Source organism: Halalkalicoccus jeotgali B3, from assembly GCF_000196895.1.
GTDB lineage: Archaea > Halobacteriota > Halobacteria > Halobacteriales > Halalkalicoccaceae > Halalkalicoccus > Halalkalicoccus jeotgali.
Genome location: NC_014297.1, coordinates 810898 through 833275, shown reverse-complemented (window position 1 = coordinate 833275; position 22378 = coordinate 810898). Strand labels below are relative to the sequence as shown.

Annotated in this window: 22 protein-coding genes and 1 tRNA gene; 14 read left to right on the top strand and 9 right to left on the bottom strand. The window is 65.9% G+C overall.

All coding sequences use genetic code 11. The features are described 5' to 3' along the window. The first annotated feature begins 77 nt into the window (after positions 1-77). The 5 genes from HACJB3_RS04050 to phoU are packed head-to-tail and all read left to right on the top strand — an operon-like array spanning position 78 to position 4491. Complete coding sequence (locus HACJB3_RS04050) at positions 78-1052, top strand: phosphate ABC transporter substrate-binding protein PstS family protein (RefSeq protein ID WP_049934275.1); 975 nt, start codon at positions 78-80, stop codon at positions 1050-1052. Positions 1053-1110: 58 nt separating this feature from the next. After that, entirely contained in the window at positions 1111-2046 is a 936-nt protein-coding gene (gene pstC, locus HACJB3_RS04045; RefSeq protein ID WP_008414248.1) for a phosphate ABC transporter permease subunit PstC, read from the top strand. Next, positions 2046-2933 carry a phosphate ABC transporter permease PstA gene (pstA, locus tag HACJB3_RS04040; RefSeq protein ID WP_008414246.1) on the top strand — a complete coding sequence of 296 codons (888 nt, stop codon included), beginning with the start codon at positions 2046-2048 and terminating at the stop codon, positions 2931-2933. Before pstC ends, pstA begins: the two co-directional genes overlap by 1 nt. 11 nt (positions 2934-2944) lie before the next feature. Then, positions 2945-3808, top strand: a complete 864-nt coding sequence (gene pstB / locus HACJB3_RS04035) for a phosphate ABC transporter ATP-binding protein PstB (RefSeq protein WP_013199386.1) — start codon at positions 2945-2947, stop codon at positions 3806-3808. Positions 3809-3810: 2 nt separating this feature from the next. Continuing rightward, entirely contained in the window at positions 3811-4491 is a 681-nt protein-coding gene (gene phoU, locus HACJB3_RS04030) for a phosphate signaling complex protein PhoU (protein ID WP_008417759.1), read from the top strand. A 316-nt stretch (positions 4492-4807) separates the two neighbouring features. On the opposite strand, the gene HACJB3_RS04025 is transcribed toward phoU, so the two are convergent. The 5 genes from HACJB3_RS04025 to HACJB3_RS04005 form a co-directional block, all read right to left on the bottom strand. Beyond that, positions 4808-4892 (bottom strand) — tRNA-Leu (locus HACJB3_RS04025). 171 nt (positions 4893-5063) lie between these two features. Next, positions 5064-5213 (bottom strand): 50S ribosomal protein L40e, encoded by a 150-nt coding sequence (locus HACJB3_RS04020; protein WP_008417761.1) that lies wholly within the window; start codon positions 5211-5213, stop codon positions 5064-5066. A gap of 34 nt (positions 5214-5247) precedes the next feature. After that, entirely contained in the window at positions 5248-6711 is a 1464-nt protein-coding gene (locus HACJB3_RS04015) for a sodium:solute symporter family protein (RefSeq protein ID WP_008417763.1), read from the bottom strand. Beyond that, on the bottom strand, positions 6708-6920 hold the full coding sequence (locus HACJB3_RS04010; protein ID WP_008417765.1) for a DUF3311 domain-containing protein: 213 nt from the start codon (positions 6918-6920) through the stop codon (positions 6708-6710). Before HACJB3_RS04010 ends, HACJB3_RS04015 begins: the two co-directional genes overlap by 4 nt. A gap of 159 nt (positions 6921-7079) precedes the next feature. Further along, on the bottom strand, positions 7080-7583 hold the full coding sequence (locus HACJB3_RS04005; RefSeq protein ID WP_008417767.1) for a DUF367 family protein: 504 nt from the start codon (positions 7581-7583) through the stop codon (positions 7080-7082). Between the two features lie 76 nt (positions 7584-7659). Here HACJB3_RS04005 and HACJB3_RS04000 point away from each other — a divergent pair, with 76 nt between their 5' ends. After that, positions 7660-7977 carry a nuclear transport factor 2 family protein gene (locus HACJB3_RS04000; RefSeq protein WP_008417769.1) on the top strand — a complete coding sequence of 106 codons (318 nt, stop codon included), beginning with the start codon at positions 7660-7662 and terminating at the stop codon, positions 7975-7977. Here HACJB3_RS04000 and HACJB3_RS03995 read toward each other — a convergent pair. After that, the gene (locus HACJB3_RS03995; RefSeq protein ID WP_008417772.1) at positions 7965-9113 is read right to left on the bottom strand and encodes an MFS transporter; all 1149 of its coding nucleotides are present in this window, start codon (positions 9111-9113) and stop codon (positions 7965-7967) included. The two genes, HACJB3_RS04000 and HACJB3_RS03995, sit on opposite strands and share 13 nt — an antisense overlap. Positions 9114-9179: 66 nt before the next feature. Further along, positions 9180-10553: a serine--tRNA ligase gene (gene serS / locus HACJB3_RS03990; RefSeq protein WP_008417774.1), complete on the bottom strand. Its 1374-nt coding sequence runs from the start codon at positions 10551-10553 to the stop codon at positions 9180-9182. A 92-nt stretch (positions 10554-10645) separates the two neighbouring features. On the opposite strand from serS, the gene HACJB3_RS03985 reads away from it, so the two are divergent. From HACJB3_RS03985 to HACJB3_RS03970, 5 genes are all read left to right on the top strand, one after another. Then, a complete protein-coding gene (locus tag HACJB3_RS03985) occupies positions 10646-11560 on the top strand; it encodes an MBL fold metallo-hydrolase (protein ID WP_008417776.1) in 915 nt (304 codons plus the stop codon). Between the two features lie 27 nt (positions 11561-11587). Continuing rightward, positions 11588-11710 carry a hypothetical protein gene (locus HACJB3_RS20995; RefSeq protein ID WP_274378062.1) on the top strand — a complete coding sequence of 41 codons (123 nt, stop codon included), beginning with the start codon at positions 11588-11590 and terminating at the stop codon, positions 11708-11710. A 147-nt stretch (positions 11711-11857) separates the two neighbouring features. Beyond that, the gene (locus HACJB3_RS03980; RefSeq protein ID WP_008417778.1) at positions 11858-13801 is read left to right on the top strand and encodes an AMP-dependent synthetase/ligase; all 1944 of its coding nucleotides are present in this window, start codon (positions 11858-11860) and stop codon (positions 13799-13801) included. Positions 13802-13909: 108 nt separating this feature from the next. Next, positions 13910-15826: a cation:proton antiporter domain-containing protein gene (locus HACJB3_RS03975; protein ID WP_013199383.1), complete on the top strand. Its 1917-nt coding sequence runs from the start codon at positions 13910-13912 to the stop codon at positions 15824-15826. A 48-nt stretch (positions 15827-15874) separates the two neighbouring features. Next, positions 15875-16285 (top strand): DUF2391 family protein, encoded by a 411-nt coding sequence (locus tag HACJB3_RS03970; protein ID WP_008417781.1) that lies wholly within the window; start codon positions 15875-15877, stop codon positions 16283-16285. A gap of 139 nt (positions 16286-16424) precedes the next feature. Here HACJB3_RS03970 and HACJB3_RS03965 read toward each other — a convergent pair whose 3' ends face one another. Continuing rightward, positions 16425-17471 (bottom strand): agmatinase family protein, encoded by a 1047-nt coding sequence (locus tag HACJB3_RS03965; protein ID WP_013199382.1) that lies wholly within the window; start codon positions 17469-17471, stop codon positions 16425-16427. A gap of 138 nt (positions 17472-17609) precedes the next feature. Between HACJB3_RS03965 and HACJB3_RS03960 the strand changes: the two genes are divergently transcribed. From HACJB3_RS03960 to HACJB3_RS03950, 3 genes are all read left to right on the top strand, one after another. After that, positions 17610-19037 (top strand): sodium:solute symporter, encoded by a 1428-nt coding sequence (locus HACJB3_RS03960; protein WP_008417785.1) that lies wholly within the window; start codon positions 17610-17612, stop codon positions 19035-19037. A 41-nt stretch (positions 19038-19078) separates the two neighbouring features. Continuing rightward, positions 19079-20743, top strand: a complete 1665-nt coding sequence (locus tag HACJB3_RS03955; protein WP_008417786.1) for an aldehyde ferredoxin oxidoreductase family protein — start codon at positions 19079-19081, stop codon at positions 20741-20743. A gap of 185 nt (positions 20744-20928) precedes the next feature. Further along, positions 20929-21462: an HTH domain-containing protein gene (locus HACJB3_RS03950; protein WP_008417788.1), complete on the top strand. Its 534-nt coding sequence runs from the start codon at positions 20929-20931 to the stop codon at positions 21460-21462. A gap of 31 nt (positions 21463-21493) precedes the next feature. Here HACJB3_RS03950 and HACJB3_RS03945 read toward each other — a convergent pair whose 3' ends face one another. After that, positions 21494-22357: an SDR family oxidoreductase gene (locus HACJB3_RS03945; protein ID WP_008417790.1), complete on the bottom strand. Its 864-nt coding sequence runs from the start codon at positions 22355-22357 to the stop codon at positions 21494-21496. Positions 22358-22378: the final 21 nt, after the last annotated feature.

Below are 22378 nucleotides of genomic sequence, written 5' to 3'. Positions count from 1 at the left end.
CCAGCCCGCCCTCGGTATTTAGCAATATATAGTAGTAATAGTAGGATATTTAGTGTGGAGACGGCCAGAGACGGATGATGTCGAGAGACTCATCGGGGTGGGCGCCCCGCTCCGTATCCAGGCGCGATTTCTTGGCCGCGACCGGGGTGACGGGCGCGATCGGTCTCGCCGGCTGTACGCGGGCGGCCAGTAGCGAACCGAAGGAAGTGAACATCGCCGGAAGCAGCACCGTCTTTCCCATCGCGGAGGCGGTCGCCTCGGACTTCGTCCAAGAGAACCCGGACATCAACGTCTCTGTCAGCCAGACCGGCAGCGGCGGGGGGTTCTCGAACTTCTTCTGTCCGGGGATGACCGATCTGAACAACGCCAGCCGATCCATCGCCGAGGACGAACAGACCCAGTGTAGCGACAACGGGATCGAGCCGATCGAATTCACCGTCGGGACGGACGCGCTGACGGTCGTCGTCAACCCCGAGGCCGACTGGGTCGACTGCGTGACGATCGACGAGCTCAGACAGATCTGGCAGACGGGCGGGGCCGAGCGCTGGAGCGACGTTCGAGAAGACTGGCCCGACGAGCCCTTCGAGTTCTACGGGGCGGCGACGGTCAGCGGCACATTCGATTACTTCCGCGAGACCGTCATCGGCGAGGACGCCAACCACCGCAACGATTACTCGGCGACCGAGAAAGACCGGACCATCGTCCGAGGTGTCCGGGGATCGCCCTACGCGATCGGCTATTTCGGGTTCGCCTACTACAGCGAGAATCCCGATTCTATCAAGGCACTGGCCATCGACGACGGCGACGGGACCTGCGTAGAACCCTCGCTCGAGACGGCGAAATCAGGCAGATATCAGCCCCTCTCGCGGTCACTCTTTACCTACGCCGCAAAGGAGGCGCTCGCGGATCCGGCCGTCGAGAAGTTCGTCCGGTACTTCATCGAGAAGTCGGCGACCGATCTCGTCTCGGAGGTCGGCTACGTCCCGATCACCGAGGAGGAAAAGCAAGCGAATCTCGACCGCCTGGATGCGGCCCTGGAGGAGGTCGCATGATCCGATCGGACGTCGGGGCGTGTCGAACGAGGGCGTTCCCGACGGGGGGTGAGCGCCGATGAGCGACGCCACGGCCCCGGATCTCTCGCGGCGGAGCGGACAGAACACCCGCGAATTCGTCTATCGGGCGGTCTTTTTCACCTGTGCATTGCTGTCGATCCTCACGACGGCCGCCATCGTCGTGACACTTCTTGGGGACGCGATCACGTTCTTCGCGGAGGTCTCCCCGATCGCCTTTTTGACCGGAACGACCTGGAGTCCGGCCAACGACCCCGTCAGTTTCGGCGTCCTCCCGCTGATCACCGGGACGCTCGTCATCACGTTCGGCGCGGCCGCGATCGCGCTGCCGGTCGGGCTGCTGACGGCGATCTACCTCGCGGAGTACGCGAGCGACCGGGTGCGGTCGATACTGAAACCCGCGATCGAGGTGCTCGCCGGCGTACCGACGGTGGTGTATGGCTACTTCGCGCTGGTGTACGTCACGCCTGCGCTGAGCGTCGTCTTCCCGGCGATCAGCACGTTCAACGCGCTGTCGGCCTCGATTATCGTCGGGATCATGATCATCCCGATGGTCTCCTCGATCAGCGAGGACGCGATGAGTTCGGTGCCCGACTCGCTTCGGGAGGCGAGCTACGGGCTGGGCGCGACGCGCTTTACTGTCTCGACGAGCGTCGTCGTCCCCGCGTCGATCTCGGGGATCGCCTCCTCGTACATCCTCGCGCTTTCGCGAGCGATCGGCGAGACGATGGCGGTCACCATCGCGGCGGGTAACACCCCGCGGCTGGTCGATCTCACGGACCCGGCGGGGATCTTTCTGAACTCGATCCAGACGATGACCGCCGCGATGGTCCAGTTGGGTGCGAGCGACGTAACCGGCCAGTCGCTGGCCTACCGGAGCCTGTTTGCAGTCGGACTGACGCTGTTCGTCATTACCTTCGCCATGAACCTGATAAGCGAGTGGGTAGCCTCGCGCTACCGGGAGGAGTACCGCTAATGGCCGCCGAAACCCAAACCGAAGGGACCGATTTCGGCGAGGTCAGCCGCTGGAAGGACCGGATCTTCGAGTCCGTGACGCTGGCGGCGGCACTCTTTGGCATCGTCACCCTGGCGGTATTACTGGTCTACGTCACCATCGACGCCGTCGGGTGGCTCGATCTGCAGTTCCTCACGAGTCCACCCCACCCGCTCCCCGAAGAGGCGGGGATCTTCCCGGCGCTCGTCGGATCGATCGTCCTGATGGTACTGATCGCGCTGATCACGTTCCCGCTCGGCGTCGGTGCGGCGGTCTATCTCGAAGAGTACGCCTCCGACGGCCGCCTGACGCAGTTCATCCAGCTCAACATCGCGAACCTCGCGGGCGTTCCCTCGGTGGTCTACGGGCTGTTGGGACTGGGGCTGTTCGTCCAACTGATCAACTTCGGCTACGGTACCCTGCTCGTGGCCGGCTTTACGGTGTCGCTGTTGATCCTCCCGATCGTCATCATCTCCGCACAGGAGGCGATCCGGTCGGTGCCCGATTCGCTGCGAGAAGCCTCGTACGGCATGGGCGCGACCAAGCGCCAGACGATCCGTAACGTCGTCCTCCCCCGGTCGCTCCCGGGGATCATGACCGGAACGATCCTCGCACTCGGGCGGGCGATCGGCGAGACCGCCCCGCTGATCATGATCGGCGTGCCGACCACCGTGTTCGGCGTGCCGAACGGCCTGTTCGCGAAGTTCAGCGCGATGCCGATGCAGATCTACACCTGGTCGAGCTACCCCGATACGGCCTTCCAGTACGGTGTGGTCTCGGCGGGCGTCGTGACGCTGCTGGTGGTACTGCTTTCGATCAACTCGATCGCGATACTCATTCGCAACAAGTATCAGACGGTGCGTTCATAATGACACGAGACATGACGACATCGGACCCGGACGAAAGCGACGGAACGACCGCCTCGACGAGTCCGGATCCCGGCGGGTTCGCTGAGGCGCGCACACAACCGACCACCCGGGAAGACACCTCGGGCGCACGAAGCGTCGTCGAGAGCCGGGACCTAGCGGTGTACTACGGCGAGGAGCAGGCACTCCAGCCCACGTCGATGGAGATCCCGGAACACCAGGTCACGGCGATCATCGGACCCTCCGGCTGTGGGAAGTCCACCTTCCTGCGCTCGATCAACCGCATGAACGACCTCATCGACGTCGCCCGGGTCGAGGGCGAGCTCCTCTTTCGGGGCAAGAACGTCTACGACCAAGACGTCGATTCCGTCGCCCTGCGCCGCCGCATCGGCATGGTCTTCCAGAAACCGAACCCGTTCCCGAAATCCATTCGGGACAACGTCGCCTACGGGCTGAAAGTCCAGGGCGAAGAGGTCACCGACGAGAAGATCGAGCGCGCGCTCAAACACGCGGCCCTCTGGGAGGAAGTCAAAGACAAACTCGACTCCTCAGGGCTGGATCTCTCCGGGGGGCAGCAACAACGATTGTGTATCGCCCGGGCGATCGCGCCCGACCCGGAGGTGATCCTGATGGACGAGCCCGCGAGCGCGCTCGATCCCGTCGCCACCTCGAAGATCGAGGACCTGATCGAGGACCTCGCCCGCGATTATACGGTCGTGATCGTCACCCACAACATGCAGCAAGCCGCCCGCATCAGCGACAAAACCGCCGTGTTCCTCACCGGCGGGGAACTCGTCGAGTTCGGCGACACCAACAAGGTCTTCGAAAATCCGGAAAATCAGCAGGTTGAAGACTACATCACCGGTAAGTTCGGGTAAGAATGGCACGGAAGGAATACCAACAGAAGCTCAACGAGTTGCGCGAGAACGTCCTCTACATGGGCGAGATCGTCCAAGAGCGCCTCCGGATGGGGCTTGCAGCCCTCGAGGACAAGGACGAAGCGCTCGCAGAGGAGGTCATCACCCGCGACGCCGAGATCAACGAGATGTACCTCGAACTCGAACGCGAGTGCACCGACCTGATCGCGCTCCAACAGCCCGTCGCGGGCGACCTGCGCTTTATCGCAGCCTCCTTTAAGATCATCACCGATTTGGAGCGGGTCGCGGATCTCGCGACCAACCTCGGCGAGTACACCAAGCAGGCGACCCGGGACCTGTTTCCCGACGTCGACGTGCAGGGGATCGGCTCGGACACCCTGGAGATGGTCGAAGCGGCGATGGCCGCCTACGCCACCGAGAACGTCGCCGACTGCTACGAGATCGCGGAACGCGACGACGCATTGGACGAGCGCTGCGAGCGCGCGAGCGAGGTCGTCGTCCGGGATCTGATCGAGACGGAACTGGGCGACGGCACCGACGAAAACGAGATCGAGGAGATGCTCCAGGACGTCTCGCGGCTCCTGTTGACCATCCGCGACTTAGAGCGCGTCGGCGATCACGCGGTCAACATCGCCGCGCGCACCCTGTATATGGCCGAGAACGACGACGAACTCCTGTTCTAACCGCACTTTTTTGCTGCGGGTCCTCGCACCCTTCGGGCGCTCGAACCACTTGCAAAAACCTGCACTAAAAAGCCGCTCACTCTCTGCATTCGTTCGCGGTCTGCTGCGTGGTCAGTCGGGATCAAGGACCGGCTGTCAATCTCCCGGTAGAATCGAGTTCAGAATCGGCTAAGGACGGGTTAGTTCTATTGCCAGGTTCGTGTGTTCCGTAGTGAAAATTCGCGGGACAGGACTTGAACCACGGTCGCTCCGCTACAGTCCCTGATTCAAACCCTCCGTTCGAGAACTGCCGCTCGCGGTTTGCTCGCGGCAGTCATGCGAGGGAAGGGATTTGAACCCTCGAACCCCTACGGGAGCGGGTCTTAAGCCCGCCACTTTTGGCCAAGCTCAGCCACCCTCGCGCATACGTCCCTCTCTCGGTCGCTCAAAAGTGCGTTTCGGTCCGTGAATAGAGGAACAACGGCTACTGACTAATAACAGGTAGACTGGCGCGGCTTCGCCGCGCCGGCTTTTTCGAGGCGGTTTTTGCGCCGAGCGGGTCGCGGGGCGACCCTGAGTCGTAAAAAGGTCCCTCAGACGGACCGGCGTTCCTTCGCTTTGGGTCGGAGCTTGCCGTAGCCGCATTTGCGACAGCGGTCCGCGTCCGGGGGGTTGCGGGCGTTGCACTTCATGCAGATCATCTTCTCGAGCGTCCGGCGCTCTGCGGTGTCGAACGAAGCCATACCCCCGTTTTTCTCCCGGCGTAGTTAAGGCTTCTCAGTCCGCGAACTCGAAGTAGATCGCACGCTCTTCGCCCGCCGCGGGCGTCGTGACCCACGAGACGCCGACCGTCAGGGCGAGTCCGAGCGCCATCCCGACCAGCGACGCTCCCCACCCACCGTAGGCGGCCGGCACGAACGGGAGGAAGACGCTCGCCAGGTAGAACGCCTGACTGGCGACGATCCCGGCGGTGATCCCCGTTCTGGTCGTTCGAGGCCAGTAGAGGGCGACCAGAACGGGGAAAGCGAGCTGGGCGAACCCGCCGAAGGCGGTCGAGCCGACCTCCAGAAGGGTACCGGGTCGAAGCAGGCTCGCGAGAAAGGCCCCGGTCGCGAAGGCGACCACCCCCGCGCGTCCCAGGGAGTCCTCGCGGCGCTCGCTCGCGGCCGGGTTGACGAACGGGCGATAGAGGTCCCGTGTGAAATAGGACGACCCCGAGAGCAACATCGAATCCGAGGAGGACATCATCGCCGCGACCGCGCCCGCGATCACGAGCGCGGCGAACCACGCGGGGGTGTACTCCGCGAGCACCAGGGGCAGGACGTTCGTGCCGGCTTCGGCGTCGATGCCGAGCCCGCGGGCCCACGCTCCGAGCATGAACGCCGGAACGAACAGCGCGAGCACGAGGAGCGGCCAGAGCGCGAAGGTGCGTTTGAGCACCGCCCGCGACCGAGCAACGAAAAAGCGCTGGTTGACCTGCGGGAACATCGCCACCCCGAACGCGATCGAGACGGCCTGCGTGATGACGAACGCCGGGGTGTAGAACTCGCCGCCGAGTGTCGCGAACTCGGGAGCGACACCGAGGAGGTCACCCGTCGCCGCGGCGGGCCCGCCGACCGACAACAGCACCCACAACAGGGCCGCCCAGACGGTGACGAGCATGAAGGCTCCCTGGAGCGTGTCCGTCCACGCGACCCCGCGCATCCCCGCTAGCACGACGTAGACGATCATGAAGACGGTGATCAATCCCGCGCCGGCCCAGTAGGGTACCGCCCCGTCGGTGAGCGCCGACAGGGCACTCCCCGCCCCCATCTGCTGTAACATTACGTAGGGAAAGAGCCAAAAGAGGCTGATTCCTGCAACGAGCGCCCGCAGGCGGGGAGAGCCGAAGCGGTCCCCGAGCATCTCGCCCAGCGTCAGGTAGCCGTACTCGCGCCCGACGAGCCACTGTTTGTACCCCACGAGGTACCACAACACGGCAAAGAGGATCCCGTCCATGACGCCCATGACGAGGATCCATTCGGGGCCCTCCCGGTAGGCGGTGTTCGGCCCGGCGAAGAACGTAAACGCAGACAGCAGGGTCGCAAAGGTGGTAAACAGCAGGACGACGGTTCCGAGGGTCCGACTCGCGAGGTAGTAGTCCTCGGCGGTACGCTCGGTCAGCCGGTAGGCGCCGATCCCGATCGCCAGCGCGAAACACAGATAGCCGACGACGATCCCGAGTTGGACACCGAGGCTCACGGCGTCCCCTCGATCCAGAGCCCCCACGCGCGCCGGGAGAACAGCCAGAAGGCGATCGACGCCAGCCCCATCCAGCCGATGTGCCACCAGAGCCAGACCGGCAGACCCGCAACGACCCGCGAATCACCCCACAGAAACCACGGGACCGCGAGGACGATCAGCGCGAGAAAGACCACGCCCCACGCGTATCGATCGAGGTTCGACGCCATCGTTGGCGGGAGTATCGACCAGCCGGTGATAAGCGTTGTCACTTTCCACGTTCGAGCCACGGCCGGACGGCTCCTCATCGAGCGCCGGGGATCAACGCCCGATCCCGGGGAGGGACGCGAGGAACGCCGGGTCGCGATCGAGTTTCGAGGGAGCGGGTTTCAATCGGGTCCTCGATCGAGGTACTCGCCCTGGACCGCGACGACCTCCGAGGAGTCCGCACAGTCGGCGTACCGGCCGAGGGGTTCCTCGTTGAGTTCGAGGAAGGTGTGGCCCCAGCGGAACTTCGAGAGGATCGACTCGGCGTGGTCGCGCTCGCCGAGGACGACCAGCCCGGCCGCGAGCGCCTCGACGGTGGTGAGGCGGAACGGTCGGCCGAAGTTCACGGGGTTGGCGGCGACCAGATAGGGCAGTGCGCGATGCTCGCCGGCCATCGAGAACAGCGCCTCGCCGGCGCTTTCCCACGAGCAATCGAGGGCGACGAGTCGATCGGTTTTCTCGCGATCCGCGGGCGAGAGCGCCTGCTCGGCGTGTGGATTGAGCACGATCCCATAGGGGGTTGCCCGATCCGAGCGATGAAGCTCCGCGAGGTCGAACCGCGCGAGCTTCCGGGCCGTGCATTTCGCGGGGTCGTCGTCGCCCTCGTAGCGGACGTGAAGCTGCACTGCCAGAGGGAAGACGGTCGGGGAGCAAAAGCCTCCCGTCCCGAACGTTCTTCTCGTACCCGGTCGTCTCCGAGGTATGCACGAGGCCCGCGAGTACTACCGCGCGATCGACTCGCACGCCTACGACGACCTCTCCGAACTGCTCGACCCGGCGTTCGTCCACTATCGGCCCGATCGAACCATCGAGGGCCGCGAGGGGTTCGTGGAGTTCATGCGCGAGAAGCGCCCGATGAAAGACACCTCGCATGAGGTTCGCACCGTCTACGAGGCGGACGAGGGTGTTGCGGTCCGCGGGCGACTCCTCGATAGCGAGGGCGAGGCGCTCTTTGGCTTCGTCGACGTCTTCGAGTTCTCGACGGCGGGGATCGCGGCGATCTACACCTACTCCCGATAGGTGGCGAGCCACGTCGCCCCGATCAGTCCACTGGCCCCGACGACGAGCACCACCGGGACGAGCATCGCGCTCGCGATCCCGTCGGTTTCGGTGATCACGCCCATCACGGTCGGGACGATCGCCATCCCGACGTAGGTCGCGCTCGTCGAGATCGCGTTTACGGGCCCGCTGTATTCGCTTGCGGCCTCGACGCCGACGGCCGACAGCAAGGGAAACTGCCCGGACATGAACAGGCCGAGGACGAACACCGCCGCGAGCATCGCGTACCCCTCGGTGGCGACCAGTGCGACGTACATGGCGGGGATCGCCGGGAGGGCGAGCGCAAGCGAGAGGGGCGCGTAGCCGACGCGTTCGGCCAGCACGGTGTAGGTGATCCGTCCCGGGACGTACGCGAGGAGGTAGGCGGAAAGCGCAAGCGGCGCGAGTGCCGCCGGCAACGACGTGCCGGCGTAGTACGGCAACCAGGTGAAGATCGCGCCTTCGATCCCGCCGACCAGCAACAGCGCGCCCGTCATCCCGAGGATGGCCGGATCACGGAACAGGTCTGTCGCACCGTCTACGGAGATCGGGCGCTCGTTCGCCATACGCTCGGGCAGCGGGAGGTTCCGGATCGAAAGCCCAACGGGCAGGAAGCCGAGTCCCAGCACGACGAACACCGCCCGCCAGTCGGCCACCCAGATCACGAGCGCTGCGAGTGCGGGCCCCGAGACCGCCCCGATCGCCCACGCGAGCCCGTGCAGCGTGAATATCCGACCCCGACGCTCGGGATAGAGGTGGCTCAACAGCGCCCGGTCGAGGGCACGGAACCCACCCAGCGAGACCCCGTGGCACACGAGCGCGCCCAAAAAGAGCGGATAGACGGGCGCACCGCTCATCACGAGCAGGAACGCGCCGGCACCGAGGACACCGAGCAGCAGCGTTCTGTGGACCCGGATCCGGCCGGCGGCCAACCCTACGACCAGCACGGTGAGAAAGAAGCCGGCCGTGCCGGCGGGAGCAACGAGGCCCAAGAGCCCCGGCGGGACCGAAAAGGTCGCCTCGAACTGCGGGAGAAGTGCGCCGCGGATCTGGAGGCTGGCGGCGTCGAGTGCGACGAAGAGGAAGATCGCGGCCGTCCAGCGGGTGCGACGCTCCATATCGCGGCCACCCGTCCGATGCCTAAATACGTCCGCGTCGATGCCGATCTCTCCGGTAGTTCAGCGCTACTCGCCGGTTCCCAGTGCGCTCTCGCCGACCGGCTCGTGGCCCTCGATGACCGCCTGGCCGCCCATGTAGGGGCGAAGCGCTTCGGGCACGGTGATGGTTCCGTCCTCGTTCTGGTAGTACTCGAGAATGGCGACCATCACGCGCGGGACAGCTACCCCGGAGCCGTTGAGCGTATGGAGGTACTGGGCGGGCTCGTGGTGTTCGGGCCGGAACTGGATGCCCGCCCGCCGGGCCTGGAACGCCTCGAAGTTCGACACCGAGGAGACTTCGAGCCAGCGCCCGCCCTCCTCGGGACCCTCCGCCATGTCGTCGCCCGGTGCCCACACCTCGATGTCGTACTTCTTCGCCTGGGTGAAGCCCATGTCGCCGGTACACATATCGAGCACGCGATAGGGCAGTTCGAGGCGCTTTAGCACCTCCTCGGCCTCCGTCAGGAGCCCTTCGAGGCGGTCGTAGCTCTCCTCGGGCCGGACGAAGTTGACGAGCTCGACCTTGTTGAACTGGTGGACGCGGACGTAGCCCCGCGTTTCGGTGCCGTGTTCGCCGGCCTCCCGACGGAAGTTCGGGGTGAAGGCCTGATGCTTGAGCGGGAGGTCCTCGTCCAGCAGGATCTCGTCGCGGTACATGTTGGTGACTGGAACCTCCGCGGTGGGCAGCAACCAGAGGTCGTCGTCGTCGTATGTGTCCTCCTGGCGAGCTCCCACCCGATAGGCGTCCTCGGCGAACTTCGGGAGTTGGCCGGTCCCGCGCATCGAGGCGCTGTTGACCGGAATCGGTGGGAACACGTCGGTATAGCTCTGCTCGCGGTGGACGTCGAGCATGAACTGGATCAACGCGTGTTCGAGGCGCGCGCCGTCGCCTTTGACGAACTGATAGCCCCCGCCCGTGACCTTCGCGCCGCGCTCGAAGTCGAGCAGGTCGAGCTCCTCGCCGATGTCGTAGTGGGGGACGATCTCCTCTGGGAGGTCCCGCAGATCGGAAAAGCCCTCGCGGTAGCGCTCGACGTTGTCGTCCTCGTCCTCGCCGACGGGCACCGACTCGTGGGGGATCTGCGGGAGTTCGAGCAGGGCCTCCTCTAAGCGCCCTTCGAGCTCGTCGGCCCGATCCTCGAGGTCCTGCAGTTCGGCTTTCAGCTCGCTCGATCGCTCGATGGCCTGCTGGGCTTTCTCTTCCTCGCCCGCCTGTTTGAGCTCGCCGATCTCGCTGCTGACCTCGTTTCGCTCGTGACGAAGCGAGTCGCCCTCGGCTTTCAGTTCGCGCCACTCCTCGTCGACCGCGAGCACCTCGTCGAGATCGACGTCGACGCCCTTGACATCGAGCGCCCAGCGCACCCTCTCGGGATCCTCGCGGAGAATCGAACGGTCGAGCATTCTTGGTCGCGATTTGCCGCCCGGGGAAAAGAGCGTATCGGCCTCGCCGCCGGATGACGAACGTTTTTACTCCGTGGCTCGGGGGGTTGAGTATGGCAATCGGTGACTACTACCCCGTTGATGGCTGTCAGGACTACTACTACCTCGATACCGGCATGTACGACACCGAGCGCTACGGCGCGGTCTACATCGTCGACGCCGAGCGCCCCGCCGTGATCGATACCGGGATCGGCACGAACTACGAGTTCATCCTGTCGGCGATGGCCGAAATCGGGATCACCCCCGAGGAACTCGCCGTCATCGCGCCCACTCATATCCACCTCGACCACGCCGGCGGAGCGGGCTACCTCGCCGCCGAATGTCCCAACGCCGAGATCCATGTTCACGAAATCGGCGCGCCCCATCTCGTCGATCCCGAGCGCCTGATCGCGGGGACGAAAGCGGCCGTCGAGGACCAGTGGGAGTACTACGCCGAGCCCAAACCCGTTCCTGAAGAGCGGATCACCGAACTCTCCGGGGGTGATACGATCGACCTCGGGGACCGCACGCTGGAGGTGTACCACGCCCCCGGTCACGCCCCCCACCAGGTGATCTACTACGATCCCGACGCGGCGGTCGTCGCGACCGGCGACGCCGCAGGCATCTGGGTGCCCCAGCTCGAAACCGTGCGCCAGACCTCCCCGCCGGCGAACTTCGACCTCGAAGCCTGCCTCGACGACGGCGAGACGATCCGCGCGCTCGACTCTGATACGCTCCTATTCGGGCACTTCGGGCCGGCCGAGGCCAGCGACGAACTGCTCGACACCTACAAGCAGGTCCTCTCCGAGTGGGTCGGGGCGGTCGAGGAGAAACGCGGGGAACTCGACGACGAGGCGGTGATCGAGTATTTCGTCGAGAATACGGAGATGGCCGAGGTCTGGGGCGAGCGAAAGGCCCGTGCCGAGGAACGCCTGAACACGCGGGGCGTGCTGGGCTATCTGGACGCGTCGGCGGAGTCGGACCAGTAACAAACGTCGACGCGGTAGGCGGTGTGAATGGCGCTTCCCGTCCGGCTGGCGGTATTGGCCCATTCTGCTCGTCGGGGACGGACTGCGCTCGCGTGGGCCGTCTTCTCGGCGCTTTCGGTCGGTCCCGCGATGTTCACGCGAGCGTCGTGATGCTGTTCGTCCTCATCGCGCTCGTCTAACGTCCGCGTTCCGAGAGGTCCCCGACCCAGGACCGGGCGGCGTCCGGCGAATAAACTCCGAGACAGATGTGTCGCGTTGCCGGCATACTTTTCGTGCTGTGCCGGCTACCCACACGCCATGCACTGGCGCGAGGCCGAACGCGAGTACACCGACGCGGTGACCGGCGAGTCGACGCTCGCGCGGCTCTTCGAGGAGAGCGTCGCCCGGAACGAACAGCGCGTCGCCCAGCGGTACAAGGGCGGCGTCTACGACCGGTCGCTTTCGCCGGGAGTGCTTCCGGCGGCCCCCGACGGCGAGTTCACGACGCTGACCTACGGCGAGATGGCTGATATCGTCCGGAACCTCGCGGCCGGCTTTCGTGATCTCGGCGCCAAAGCCGGCGACCGGGTTGGGATCTTCGCCGATACCCGCATGGAGTGGGCCCAGACCGACTTCGGACTGCTCGCCGCCGGCGCGGTCGTCACGACGGTCTACGCCGGTTCCTCGCCGAATCAGGTCGAGTATCTCCTCTCCGATGCCGACGCGACCGGCGTCGTCGTCGAGAACAAGGAGCGCCTCGAACGGGTGCTGGCGGTCGAGGACGAACTCGATCTCTCGTTTATCGTCGTCATGGACCGGACCGAGGGCTACGACGAGCGCGAGGACGTCCTGACGCTCGCGGAGCTCCACGACCGGGGCGAGGCGGCGTTCGACCGCGAGGCCTACGAGGACTGGGTCGACGCCGTCGCGCCCGAGGACCTGGCGACGCTGATCTACACCTCGGGGACGACGGGCCAACCGAAGGGCGTCGAACTCACCCACCGGAACCTCCGGGCGAACGTCACCCAGTGTCGCAAACGCTTCGGCCCCCGGCCCGACAAGGAGGCAAAGGGACTGCCAGCGATCGACGGCGAGACCCGGACGGTCTCGTTTCTCCCGCTTGCTCACGTCCTCGAACGGACCGCCGGGCACTTTCTGATGTTCGCGAGCGGGGCCGCCGTCGCGTACGCGGAGAGTCCCGACACCCTCCAGGAGGACTTCCAGGCGGTGCGGCCCACGACCGGCACAAGCGTACCCCGCGTCTACGAGAAGATCTACGACGCGATCCGCTCGCAAGCCAGCGAGTCCGACCTCAGACGGCGGATCTTCGAGTGGGCCGTCGACGTTGGCAAGGCGTACCACCGTGATCCCTCGCCGGGGCCCGTCCTCACGGGCAAGCAGGCGATCGCGGACAAACTCGTCTTCAGCCAGGTCAAGGAGGCCTTAGGTGGCGAGATCGAGTTCCTCATCAGCGGCGGGGGCAGCCTCTCGGCGGAGCTCTGTGCGCTGTATCACGGGATGGGGATGCCCATTCTGGAGGGGTACGGCCTGACCGAGACCTCGCCGGTGATCTCGGTCAACCCCATCGAGGCCCCCGAGATCGGCACCATCGGCCCGCCGCTTCCCGACGTGGAGGCCCGAGTCGACGCGTCGGTCGTCGGCGAGGCCCAGCGCCGGGACGCCGACGGCGAGGTGGGGGAACTCCTCGTGCGCGGGCCGAACGTCACGCGGGGCTACTGGCGAAACGAGGAGGCGACCGCCGAATCCTTCACGGAAGACTGGTTTCGCACCGGCGACGTCGTCGAGATCCGCCCGGACGACTACGTCGTCTTTCGCGAGCGGGCGAAACAGATCATCGTCCTCTCGACGGGCAAGAACGTCGCGCCCGGGCCCATCGAGGACGCGTTTGCCGCGAGCGAACTCGTCGAGCAGTGTTTCGTGATGGGCGACGGCCGGAAGTTCATCTCCGCGTTGGTCGTCCCGAACGTCGAGGGCATCCGCGAGTGGGCCGCAAGCGAGGGGATTTCCCTGCCAGACGGGGAGCGCGAACTCTGTCGGGACGAACGGGTCAAAGAACGGATCGACGAGGAGATCGAGCGCGTAAACGAGAACGTCGAGTCCCACGAGCGTATCAAGCAGTTCCGATTGGTGCCCGAGGAGTTCACTGAGGACAACGACATGTTGACCCCGACGATGAAGAAGAAACGCCGCAACATCCTCGAACGCTTCGCCGACGACGTCGAGGCGATCTACGCCGAGTGACGCCGCGAGGGAGTCGCTTATCCGACCGGATTCCCTACCCGTCGGTATGACGCAGACCGTGGGAGTCCACGCCGAGCGCTTCGAGTCGCCACCGCCCCTGCCCCAGCGATGACCGGGGCACCGTCGATGCAGTTGCTCCCGATCGACTTCGAACCCACCCTGCTGGTGATCGTCGCCTCGATCGTCACCTTCGGGGTGTTCTCGCAGGTGCTTGCCGATCGCTATCAGGTGCCGAGCGTGCTGTTTCTCATCCTCTCGGGGATCGTCCTCGGACCGAAGGTCCTCGGGGTGGTCACCCAGGACGCCTTCGGGGGCTCGCTGTCGACGATCGTCGGACTCAGCGTCGCGATCATCGTCTTCGAGGGGGCCTTTCACCTCCACGTCGACAAGCTTCGCCAGTCGCCCTCGGCGGCGTTTCGGCTGGTCACGCTCGGTTCGCTGATCTCGTTTCTGGGGACCGCGGCGGCCGTCTACTACCTGCTGGGTGCCGATCCGGGGATCGCGCTCGTCGTCGGGGCGCTGTTGATCGCGACGGGGCCGACGGTCATCACGCCGATCCTCGAGATCGTCCCGGTGCGACGGTCCGTCGGGGCCGCCCTCGAAACCGAGGGGATCGTCAACGACGTGACTGCGGCGATCCTCGCGGCGGTGATCTTCAAGGCCGTCACCGCCCAGCAGATCGACCCGCGGGGCTTTCTCGTCGGGTTCCTCGAGCGACTGGGCGTCGGGGTCGGCGTGGGCCTGCTGGTCGCGGGCGTCCTGTGGTATGTCCTCACGCACGTCGACCTCTCCTCGGGCAACGCCCCCGAGAACGCCCGGTCGATCACCTTCGCGGGCGCGCTGGTGGCCTACGGGGTCGCAAACACCATCGCCACCGAGGCCGGCGTCGCCGCCGTCGCGACCGCCGGGGTCGTCCTCGGAAACGTCGAGTTGCCCTACCGCGAGGAGATCGAGGAGTTCAAAGGCACCATCCGGCTGATCGTGCTCTCGTTTATCTTCATCGCGCTGGCGGCGCTGATCGACATCGACACCCTGCTGTCGATAGGGGTCGCGGGCGTGGCCGTCGTGATCGTCGTGGCGCTCGTGTTGCGCCCGCTGTTGGTGTTTCTCTCGACGACCGGGACGGACTTCTCGTTTCGCGAGAAGCTGTTCGTCAGCGCGATCGGGCCCCGCGGGATCATCCCGGCGGCGATCGCGACGCTGTTCGCGCTCGAACTCCAGCATCTGGCCGCCCAGGAGGGCAGACAGTCGCTGATCGCCCAGTCGAACATCCTCGCCGGCACGGTGTTCATGGTGATCGTCGCCACGGTCGTCTTCCAGGGCGGACCCGCAAGATGGATCGCCGAGCGCCTCGACGTCCTTCCTATGCGTGTACTCGTCGTCGGGTCGGGCAAGGTCGGTCGATCGCTCGCCGAACGCCTCGTCGAACGTGGCGAGGACGTCGTCGTCATCGAGGAGGACGCGGCGACCCTCGAATCCTCTCGCTCGGCCGGATTCACCGTCAAATCGGGTGACGGAACCGATACGGACGTGCTCCGGAGCGCGGGCATCGAGAACGCAAAGACCGTGGTCGCGGCCACCGGCGACGACGATACGAACCTGCTGGTCTCCCAGCTCGCCCGGACGACCTTCGACGTCGAGGACGTCATCGCCCGGGTGAACGACCCGAAGAACGTCGATCCGCTCGAAGAACTCGGCGTGCAGACCATCTCCGGGACCGACGCGACGGCGTGGGCGATCGACAACGCCATCGAGCGGCCCGCGCTGTCGAACTGGATGACCGAATTGGGCCGCTCGGGCGACGTGCAGGAAGTCGAGGTGACCTCCGAAGAGACCGACGGCAAGACGATCGGCACGCTCGGCTCGGAGCTTCCGAGCGGGTGTCTGATCGCGCTGTTGGGCCGGGACGGCGATCACCGCGTTCCGGACGCCGAGGACACCCTGCAGTATGGCGATCGGCTGACGTTTCTCGGCCAGACCGAGGCGGTCCGTGAGGCCGTCGATCGGTTCCACCCCCACGACTGAGGCGGGGCGGATCGAAAGGATCGAGGGCCTCGACCGGCGAACCACGGTATGCGCCGCCCGCGCCGCCCCCGGTTTCGCCCCTCGGACGTCGCCCAGCAGGTCGTCGGCGGCTTCCTGCTTGCCGGCCCGTTCGTCGTCACCGAGGAGGTCTGGACGCTCGCGGCGACGATGGCCCGCTGGCAGGCGCTCGCGACCGCGGGGCTCGTCGGACTGATCGGCTACGGCGCGCTGTACTCGGCCGACCGCGATCGCGACCCCGAGGCCGAACTCGACGTCGGCGGGATCCCGCTGCGGTTCGTCTCGCTGATGGTCGTGGCGTTTGGCTCCGTCGCGCTGCTGGCCGTGCTCTTCGACGCGCCCGACGCCTTCGACGCCGGGTGGTCGGTGGCGCTGCGGGCGATCTGTATCGGCGCGGTGTTCAGCGTCGTCGGCGCGGCGACCGCCGACAGCGTCTTCTGAGGGGCCGTTTACCGGCTCGGGTGCGCTCGCTTCGCCCGGCCCGCGGACTGGCGGTCCCGTCGGTCATCGCCGGGGGTTTTCCACCCGGCGCACGCCATCACGGCCACGCACATCACCGCAGCGTTCGGCCCCGACTAAGCTACTGTGCGGCGAACTTCTGCTCCAGGAACCGCACCAGCAGGTACGCCCCCAGTCGCCCGGTCCCCTCGCTCGGGTCGTAGGTCGGCGCGACCTCCATCAGGTCGACCGCGCCGACGGCCTCGCTCGCCCCCAAGACGTCCATCACCGAGAGCGCCTCCTCGGCCGACAGTCCGCCGGGGACCGGCGTCCCGGTCCCGGGAGCCACGGACGGATCGACCGCGTCGATGTCGAAGGTGACGTAGACCGCGTCGGTGCCTTCCGCTGCGGCTTCGACCGCCCGCTCGACCACCCGCTCGATCCCCTCTTCTCGCACCGCGTTCATGGTAAAGAGGTTCAGTCCCACTTCGTCGGCGAAGTCGAAGAAGTCGGGGCTCTCGTAGCCTCGAATCGCGACCTGGCTGACGTTTTCGTACTCCGCGTACTCGGAGTCGGCGATGTGGTGGGTGCTAGAACCATGAAAATGCTCGCCGAAGACGGCACTTTCGGCGACGGTATCGGTGTGGGCGTCGATCTGGACCAGTCCTACGGAACCGGCGTCGATCCCCTCGGCGAAGCCCCGGACGGCGGGGTACGTACAGTAGTGATCGCCACCGAGCATGACCGGGAACGCCCGCTGGGCGACCGTCGCGACGTGGGCGGTGATGCTCTCGGCGGTCGTCTCGCGATCCATCGGAAAGACGGGAATATCGCCACAGTCGGCGATCGACAGGTTCGAGAAGTCGACCTGCTCGCCCGTCCCCATGTTCGTCAGCCCGCCCTTGTACCCCGAGAGATACGCCCACCACGCGCTGGCCCGGCGGATCGCCTCGGGGCCGTAGCGCGCCCCCGGACGATTGCTCACTGCGCCGTCGTAGGGCGCGCCGAGTACGCCGACATCGCTCTCAGAGAGGTCCGCCACGTCGCGAGGATCACCTTTGAGAAAGGTGTTGAGCCCGGCGTAGGCGAGTTCGACGCTCGATTCGGGTACTCGCTCGCGAAAGCGCGCGGCGGGGGAGTCCTCGGCCGTACTGCCCGTGTCCGGAGCGCCGTCGTCGGATCCGACCATGTCCCGAGAGGTGACCGACGGGCGCTTATACGTTCCGTGATCGAGGCGAGGCCGGATCCGAACTGGGCGTTCGTCCAGCATCCGGCGTGTCGTGTACCGAATCGGTGTAGTTATACGGGTCGATCCGACAGTCGAGCCATGGCAGGCACACTCATCGACGGCGGGGTCGTCGTTCTCTATCTCCTCGGCATGATCGGGGTCGGATATTGGGGATATCGCCGCTCGGCGTCCCTAGATGACTATCTCGTCGCCGGGCGGTCGATTCCGATCTGGATGTACGTCCCGGTCATGTCGGCGGTGATCCTCGGGGGGGCCTCGACGATCGGCGGGGCCGGGCTGGGATACCAGTACGGGGTCTCCGGGGCGTGGCTCGTCGTCTGGCTCGGGCTGGGCGTCGCCGCCATCGGACTCCTCATTTCGACGCAGCTCGCGAACCTCAAGGCCTACACGCTCGGGGAGGTGTTAGAGCGCCGGTTCGACGAGTACTCCGGTACGGTGGGCGCGGTCGTCGCGGGCGTCTACGCGCTGACGATCGCCATCACGCAGGTGATCTCGATCGGCACCGTGTTGAGCGCGCTCTCGGGGTACGGCCTCACGACGATGACCGTTCTCGCCGGCGTGATCGTCGTCCTTTATACGGCGCTCGGGGGAATGCTCTCGGTGACGATCACCGACTTCATCCAGTGGCTGGTCATGACCGTCGGGATCTTCGCGCTCGCCTTGCCGTTGGGATTGCTCGAGGTCGGCGGGGTCTCCGGCCTGCAGGCGGAGCTCGATCCCTCCTACTTCAGCCCCGGCGGGATCGGGTGGGGGACGGTGTTTACCTACTTTCTCCTGTATTTCCTCGGGATCATGATCGGCCAGGACATCTGGCAGCGCGTCTTTACCGCCGACAGCGCCCGCACCGCACGGGTCGGTAACGTCGCGACAGGGGCGTACGCCGTGGTCTACGGGATCTCGACCGCCGTGTTGGGCATGATCGCCCTCGTGTTGTTCCCGGCGATCGAGAACCCCGACCTCGCCTTGCCGACGATGGTCCTCGAGACCGTCCCGGTCGGTCTCGCGGGGCTGATCCTCGCGGGCTTTATCTCCGCGATGATGTCGACCGCGGATTCGGCCCTGCTCGCTTCGAGTACGCTGTTTACGAACGACGTCTACCGGCGCTTTATCGATCCCGACGCGAGCGAGGAGCGCTACACCACTGCCTCCCGGATCGGTATCGTCGTGCTCGGGGCCATCTCGATCTGGGCCGCGGTCGTCATCGGCGACGTGGTCAACGCCCTGACGCTCGCCTATAACCTGCTGACCGGCGCGATCTTCGTCCCCGTGCTGGGTGCCTTCTTCTGGAAGGGCGCGACCTGGCAGGGGGCGCTCTCGGCGATCGTCGGCGGATCGGTCGTCGTCGTCGCGAGCATGGCGACCTACGGGTTCGCCTCGGACCTCCCGATCATCTACGGGCTGGCGTCGAGTCTGGTCCTCTTCGTCGGTGTGGGTCTCCTGACCGGTCCGCCACCGAGGGAAAAACTCGAACGCTGGCTCGCCGACACGTCGGACCCCGTCGAATGAGTCGCGCGCAGCTTTATCTGCCGGGCTGATAACACCCGTGTATGCTTCACGCCGAGGGGCCGCTGTGCTCGATCGACCTGACCGAGCGCACGGTCGAAACCGAAGACATCGACGACGTTTTGTCCAGTTTTATCGGCGGACGGGGCGTCGGAACGAAGCTCGCCTTCGACAGAGTTCCGTTCGACGCCGACCCGCTGGGCCCCGAGAACCGGCTCTACTTCACCACCGGCCCGATGCAGGCCAGCCGGATGAGCTACACCGGCCGGACGAACGCGACGGCCCTCTCGCCGCTGACTGATGGCCTCGTCTCCTCGAACGCCGGCGGGTTCGTCTCGCGCAACCTCGCCGGGACGGGCTACGGCGCGATCGAGTTCAAAGGACGGAGTGACGAGCCGATCGCGATCCATATCACCGACCAGGGCGTCGAGTTCGATCCCGTACCGGATCTGGCGGGTGCACTCGTCTCGGAAGTCACCGAGTACGTCGAAAGTCGTGACCTCACCGAGGAGAACGCCGTCGCGATCGGCCCCGCCGGCGAGAATTTGGTGCGGTTTGCCTCGATCATGACCACCGAATCGCGCGCGTTCGGCCGGGGCGGGCTCGGGGCCGTTCTCGGATCGAAGAACGTCAAGGCGATCACCTTCGACGGCGATTCACATCCCGAAATCGAGATCCCCGACGTCCAGAACGACGTGCATCGCGAGGCCGCGACGACCGATCACATTATGAAACGCCAGGGTACCACCTCGGTGACCGACCTCGCGAACGAGGTCAACGGCCTCCCCACCCGGTACTTCTCCGAACAGCGCTTCGAGGGCGCGGAGGGGATCAACGGCGATCGCGTCGAGGAGAAGAAGTTCAAGAAGGGGACCTGTTCTGCGTGTGCCTTCGCCTGTAAGCTCCCCACGCGCGACGAGGAACGCGGTGTCGAGACCGAAGGCCCCGAGTTCGAGACGGTGATGGCCTTCGGCTCGAACTGCGCGATCGACGACATCGTCGACGTGATGCAGTCGAACGAGCTCTGTGACGAGTTCGGCCTCGACACCATCTCCTGTGGCAACACTATTGCCGGGTATCTCGCGAGCGAGGACGCCTTCGGCGACGCACAGTTGATCCACGACACGGTGGAAAGGATCGCCCACAGGGAGGGCGTCGGCGATACCCTCGCCGAGGGAATCAGCCGCGCTCACGAGGACCTCGGCGTCGAGAACTGGACGGTCAAGCACCTCTCGTTTGCGGGCCACGAGGGCCGCACACTCCACGGCCAGGGACTGGCCTACGCGGTCGCGAACCGCGGTGCAGACCACATGTACTCGACGTTTTACGCCTGGGAGTACCCGTTGGTGGGGAAGGACGACGCGTTCCCCCAGGGCGGCTTCGAGGGCAAGCCCGAGGCGGTCGTCACCCAGGAGAACACCCGGGCACTGGAGGACTGCGGGATCGTCTGTCGGTTTTCGAGAGGGATCATGAACCCCGAGCGCTACGAGAACTTGTTCTCGGCCGACTACGAGGACCTGCTCGATGTCGGCGCGCGCGTCATCGGGATGGAACGCCAGTTCAACAACGAGCGCGGGTTCGACCGGGGCGACGACACCCTGCCGTACGTCGATCAGTTGGAGGGCTTCGACGACGCCCTCAGCGAGTACTACGCGGTCCGGGGCTGGAACGACGACGGCACCGTCGCGGGGGTGTCGGCCGACGACTGACCGGCGTCGGCCGCGAGTGGTCCGCTGGTCGGGGAGCTTCACCACCGGTCAGCGGACGAGGGCGACGCGTTCGGCGGACGGTCCCGCGATTCTTGCGAACCGATTGGATAAGTTACACACCGCGGCGATTGACCTGTCGTGTTATTTCGATTAACTTTATTGACGCCCCCGGGCATCACACGCCAATGAAACGCCACTCCAGCGCGGAGACGTATCGGGCCGAGATCGTCCTGCGTTCGCTCGCACCCCACGGCGTCAGCGAACGCCAGGGAGCGATCATCGAGCGGGTCGAGAACGTCCTCGAAACCGGGCTACTGGAGGCCGTCGACGTCGAAGTGTGGGGCCGGGAGATGCAGGCGGACCCCGCCGTGCGAACCGCGGCCCACGAGCGCTACGAGGTCATCGAGTCGTGGGCTGCCGGACGAAACCGGACGCTCACGCCGGGGTTCGACCGCCAGCGACGCGAGTCGATCGTCGACGACCGCAGCGAGGAGGTCATCAGTTTTCCGCTGATCTGTCTCGTGGTCTACGCCGTCGAGGAGGACGACGAGGACCCCGTTCGGGCGGTCTTCCCGTGTTCGGACGGCGAGCAGACCTACACCGTCATGGACGGGATCGCGACCCTCGAACGCTGGGCGACGGATTCCACCGACGGGGCCTTCTCCGAGGACGAACGCGACGAGAGCGAACCGCGCCCGGTCGTTGTCGGGAGCCGGTGAGGCCCCGATCCTCGGCTCGGAGGGAATCGGGTCACTCGTAGGTCGTGGTGAAACCGCCGTCGAACAGCAGATCCCCACCGTTGAGGTGGGTCGCGTGCGAGGAAAAGCCGAAGACGAACAGGTTCGCCACCTCCGCCGGGGCCATCATCTCCGTCGTGCGGGCCTGTCCGAGCATCACGTCCTCGACGACTTCGCGCTCGCTGATGCCGCGCTCTGTGGCAGTATCCGCTATCTGGTCGGCCATCAGCGGCGTCAGCACGTAGCCGACGCTGACCGAAAACCCCCTGAGAGTGCCCTCGCCCTCGGCGGCAATCGACCGTGTCAAGCCATTGAGAGCGTGTTTCGCGGTGATGTAGGCGGGCTTGTCCTTGGTAGCGTAATGACCGTGGACCGAGGACATGTTCCCGATCGCGCCGACGCCGTCGTCGGTGTCGCGGATGTGGGGCATCGCGAGTTTCGAGACGAGAAACGGCGCACGCACCATGAGATCCGAAAGCAGGTCGTAGCGATCCATCGGGAACGCGGGGATCGAGGCGATGTGTTGCATCCCCGCGATGTTCGCGACGTAGCGCAGATCGCCCGCCTCGGCGGCGGCCTCGACCATCGACTCGACCTCGTCGTCGGCGGTGAGGTCGGTCCGAACGGGACGGACCTCGCCGGCGGCCCCAACGTCCGCGGCGATCCCGACCGTCTCCTCGAGTCCGTCTTCGTCGATGTCGGCACCCACGACCGTAAGGCCGTTGGCGGCGAGCGCGACGGCGGTGGCCCGGCCGATCCCCGAGGCCGCCCCGGTCACGACGGCGACGGTCCCGGGGCCGAAGCGGGGATCGTCGAGAACCAGCAGGTCGTCGGCTGTCAACTCGGGGACGGTCGGGTCGAACTCGTCGGTCGACATGGGCGGACGAACGGCGGCGGG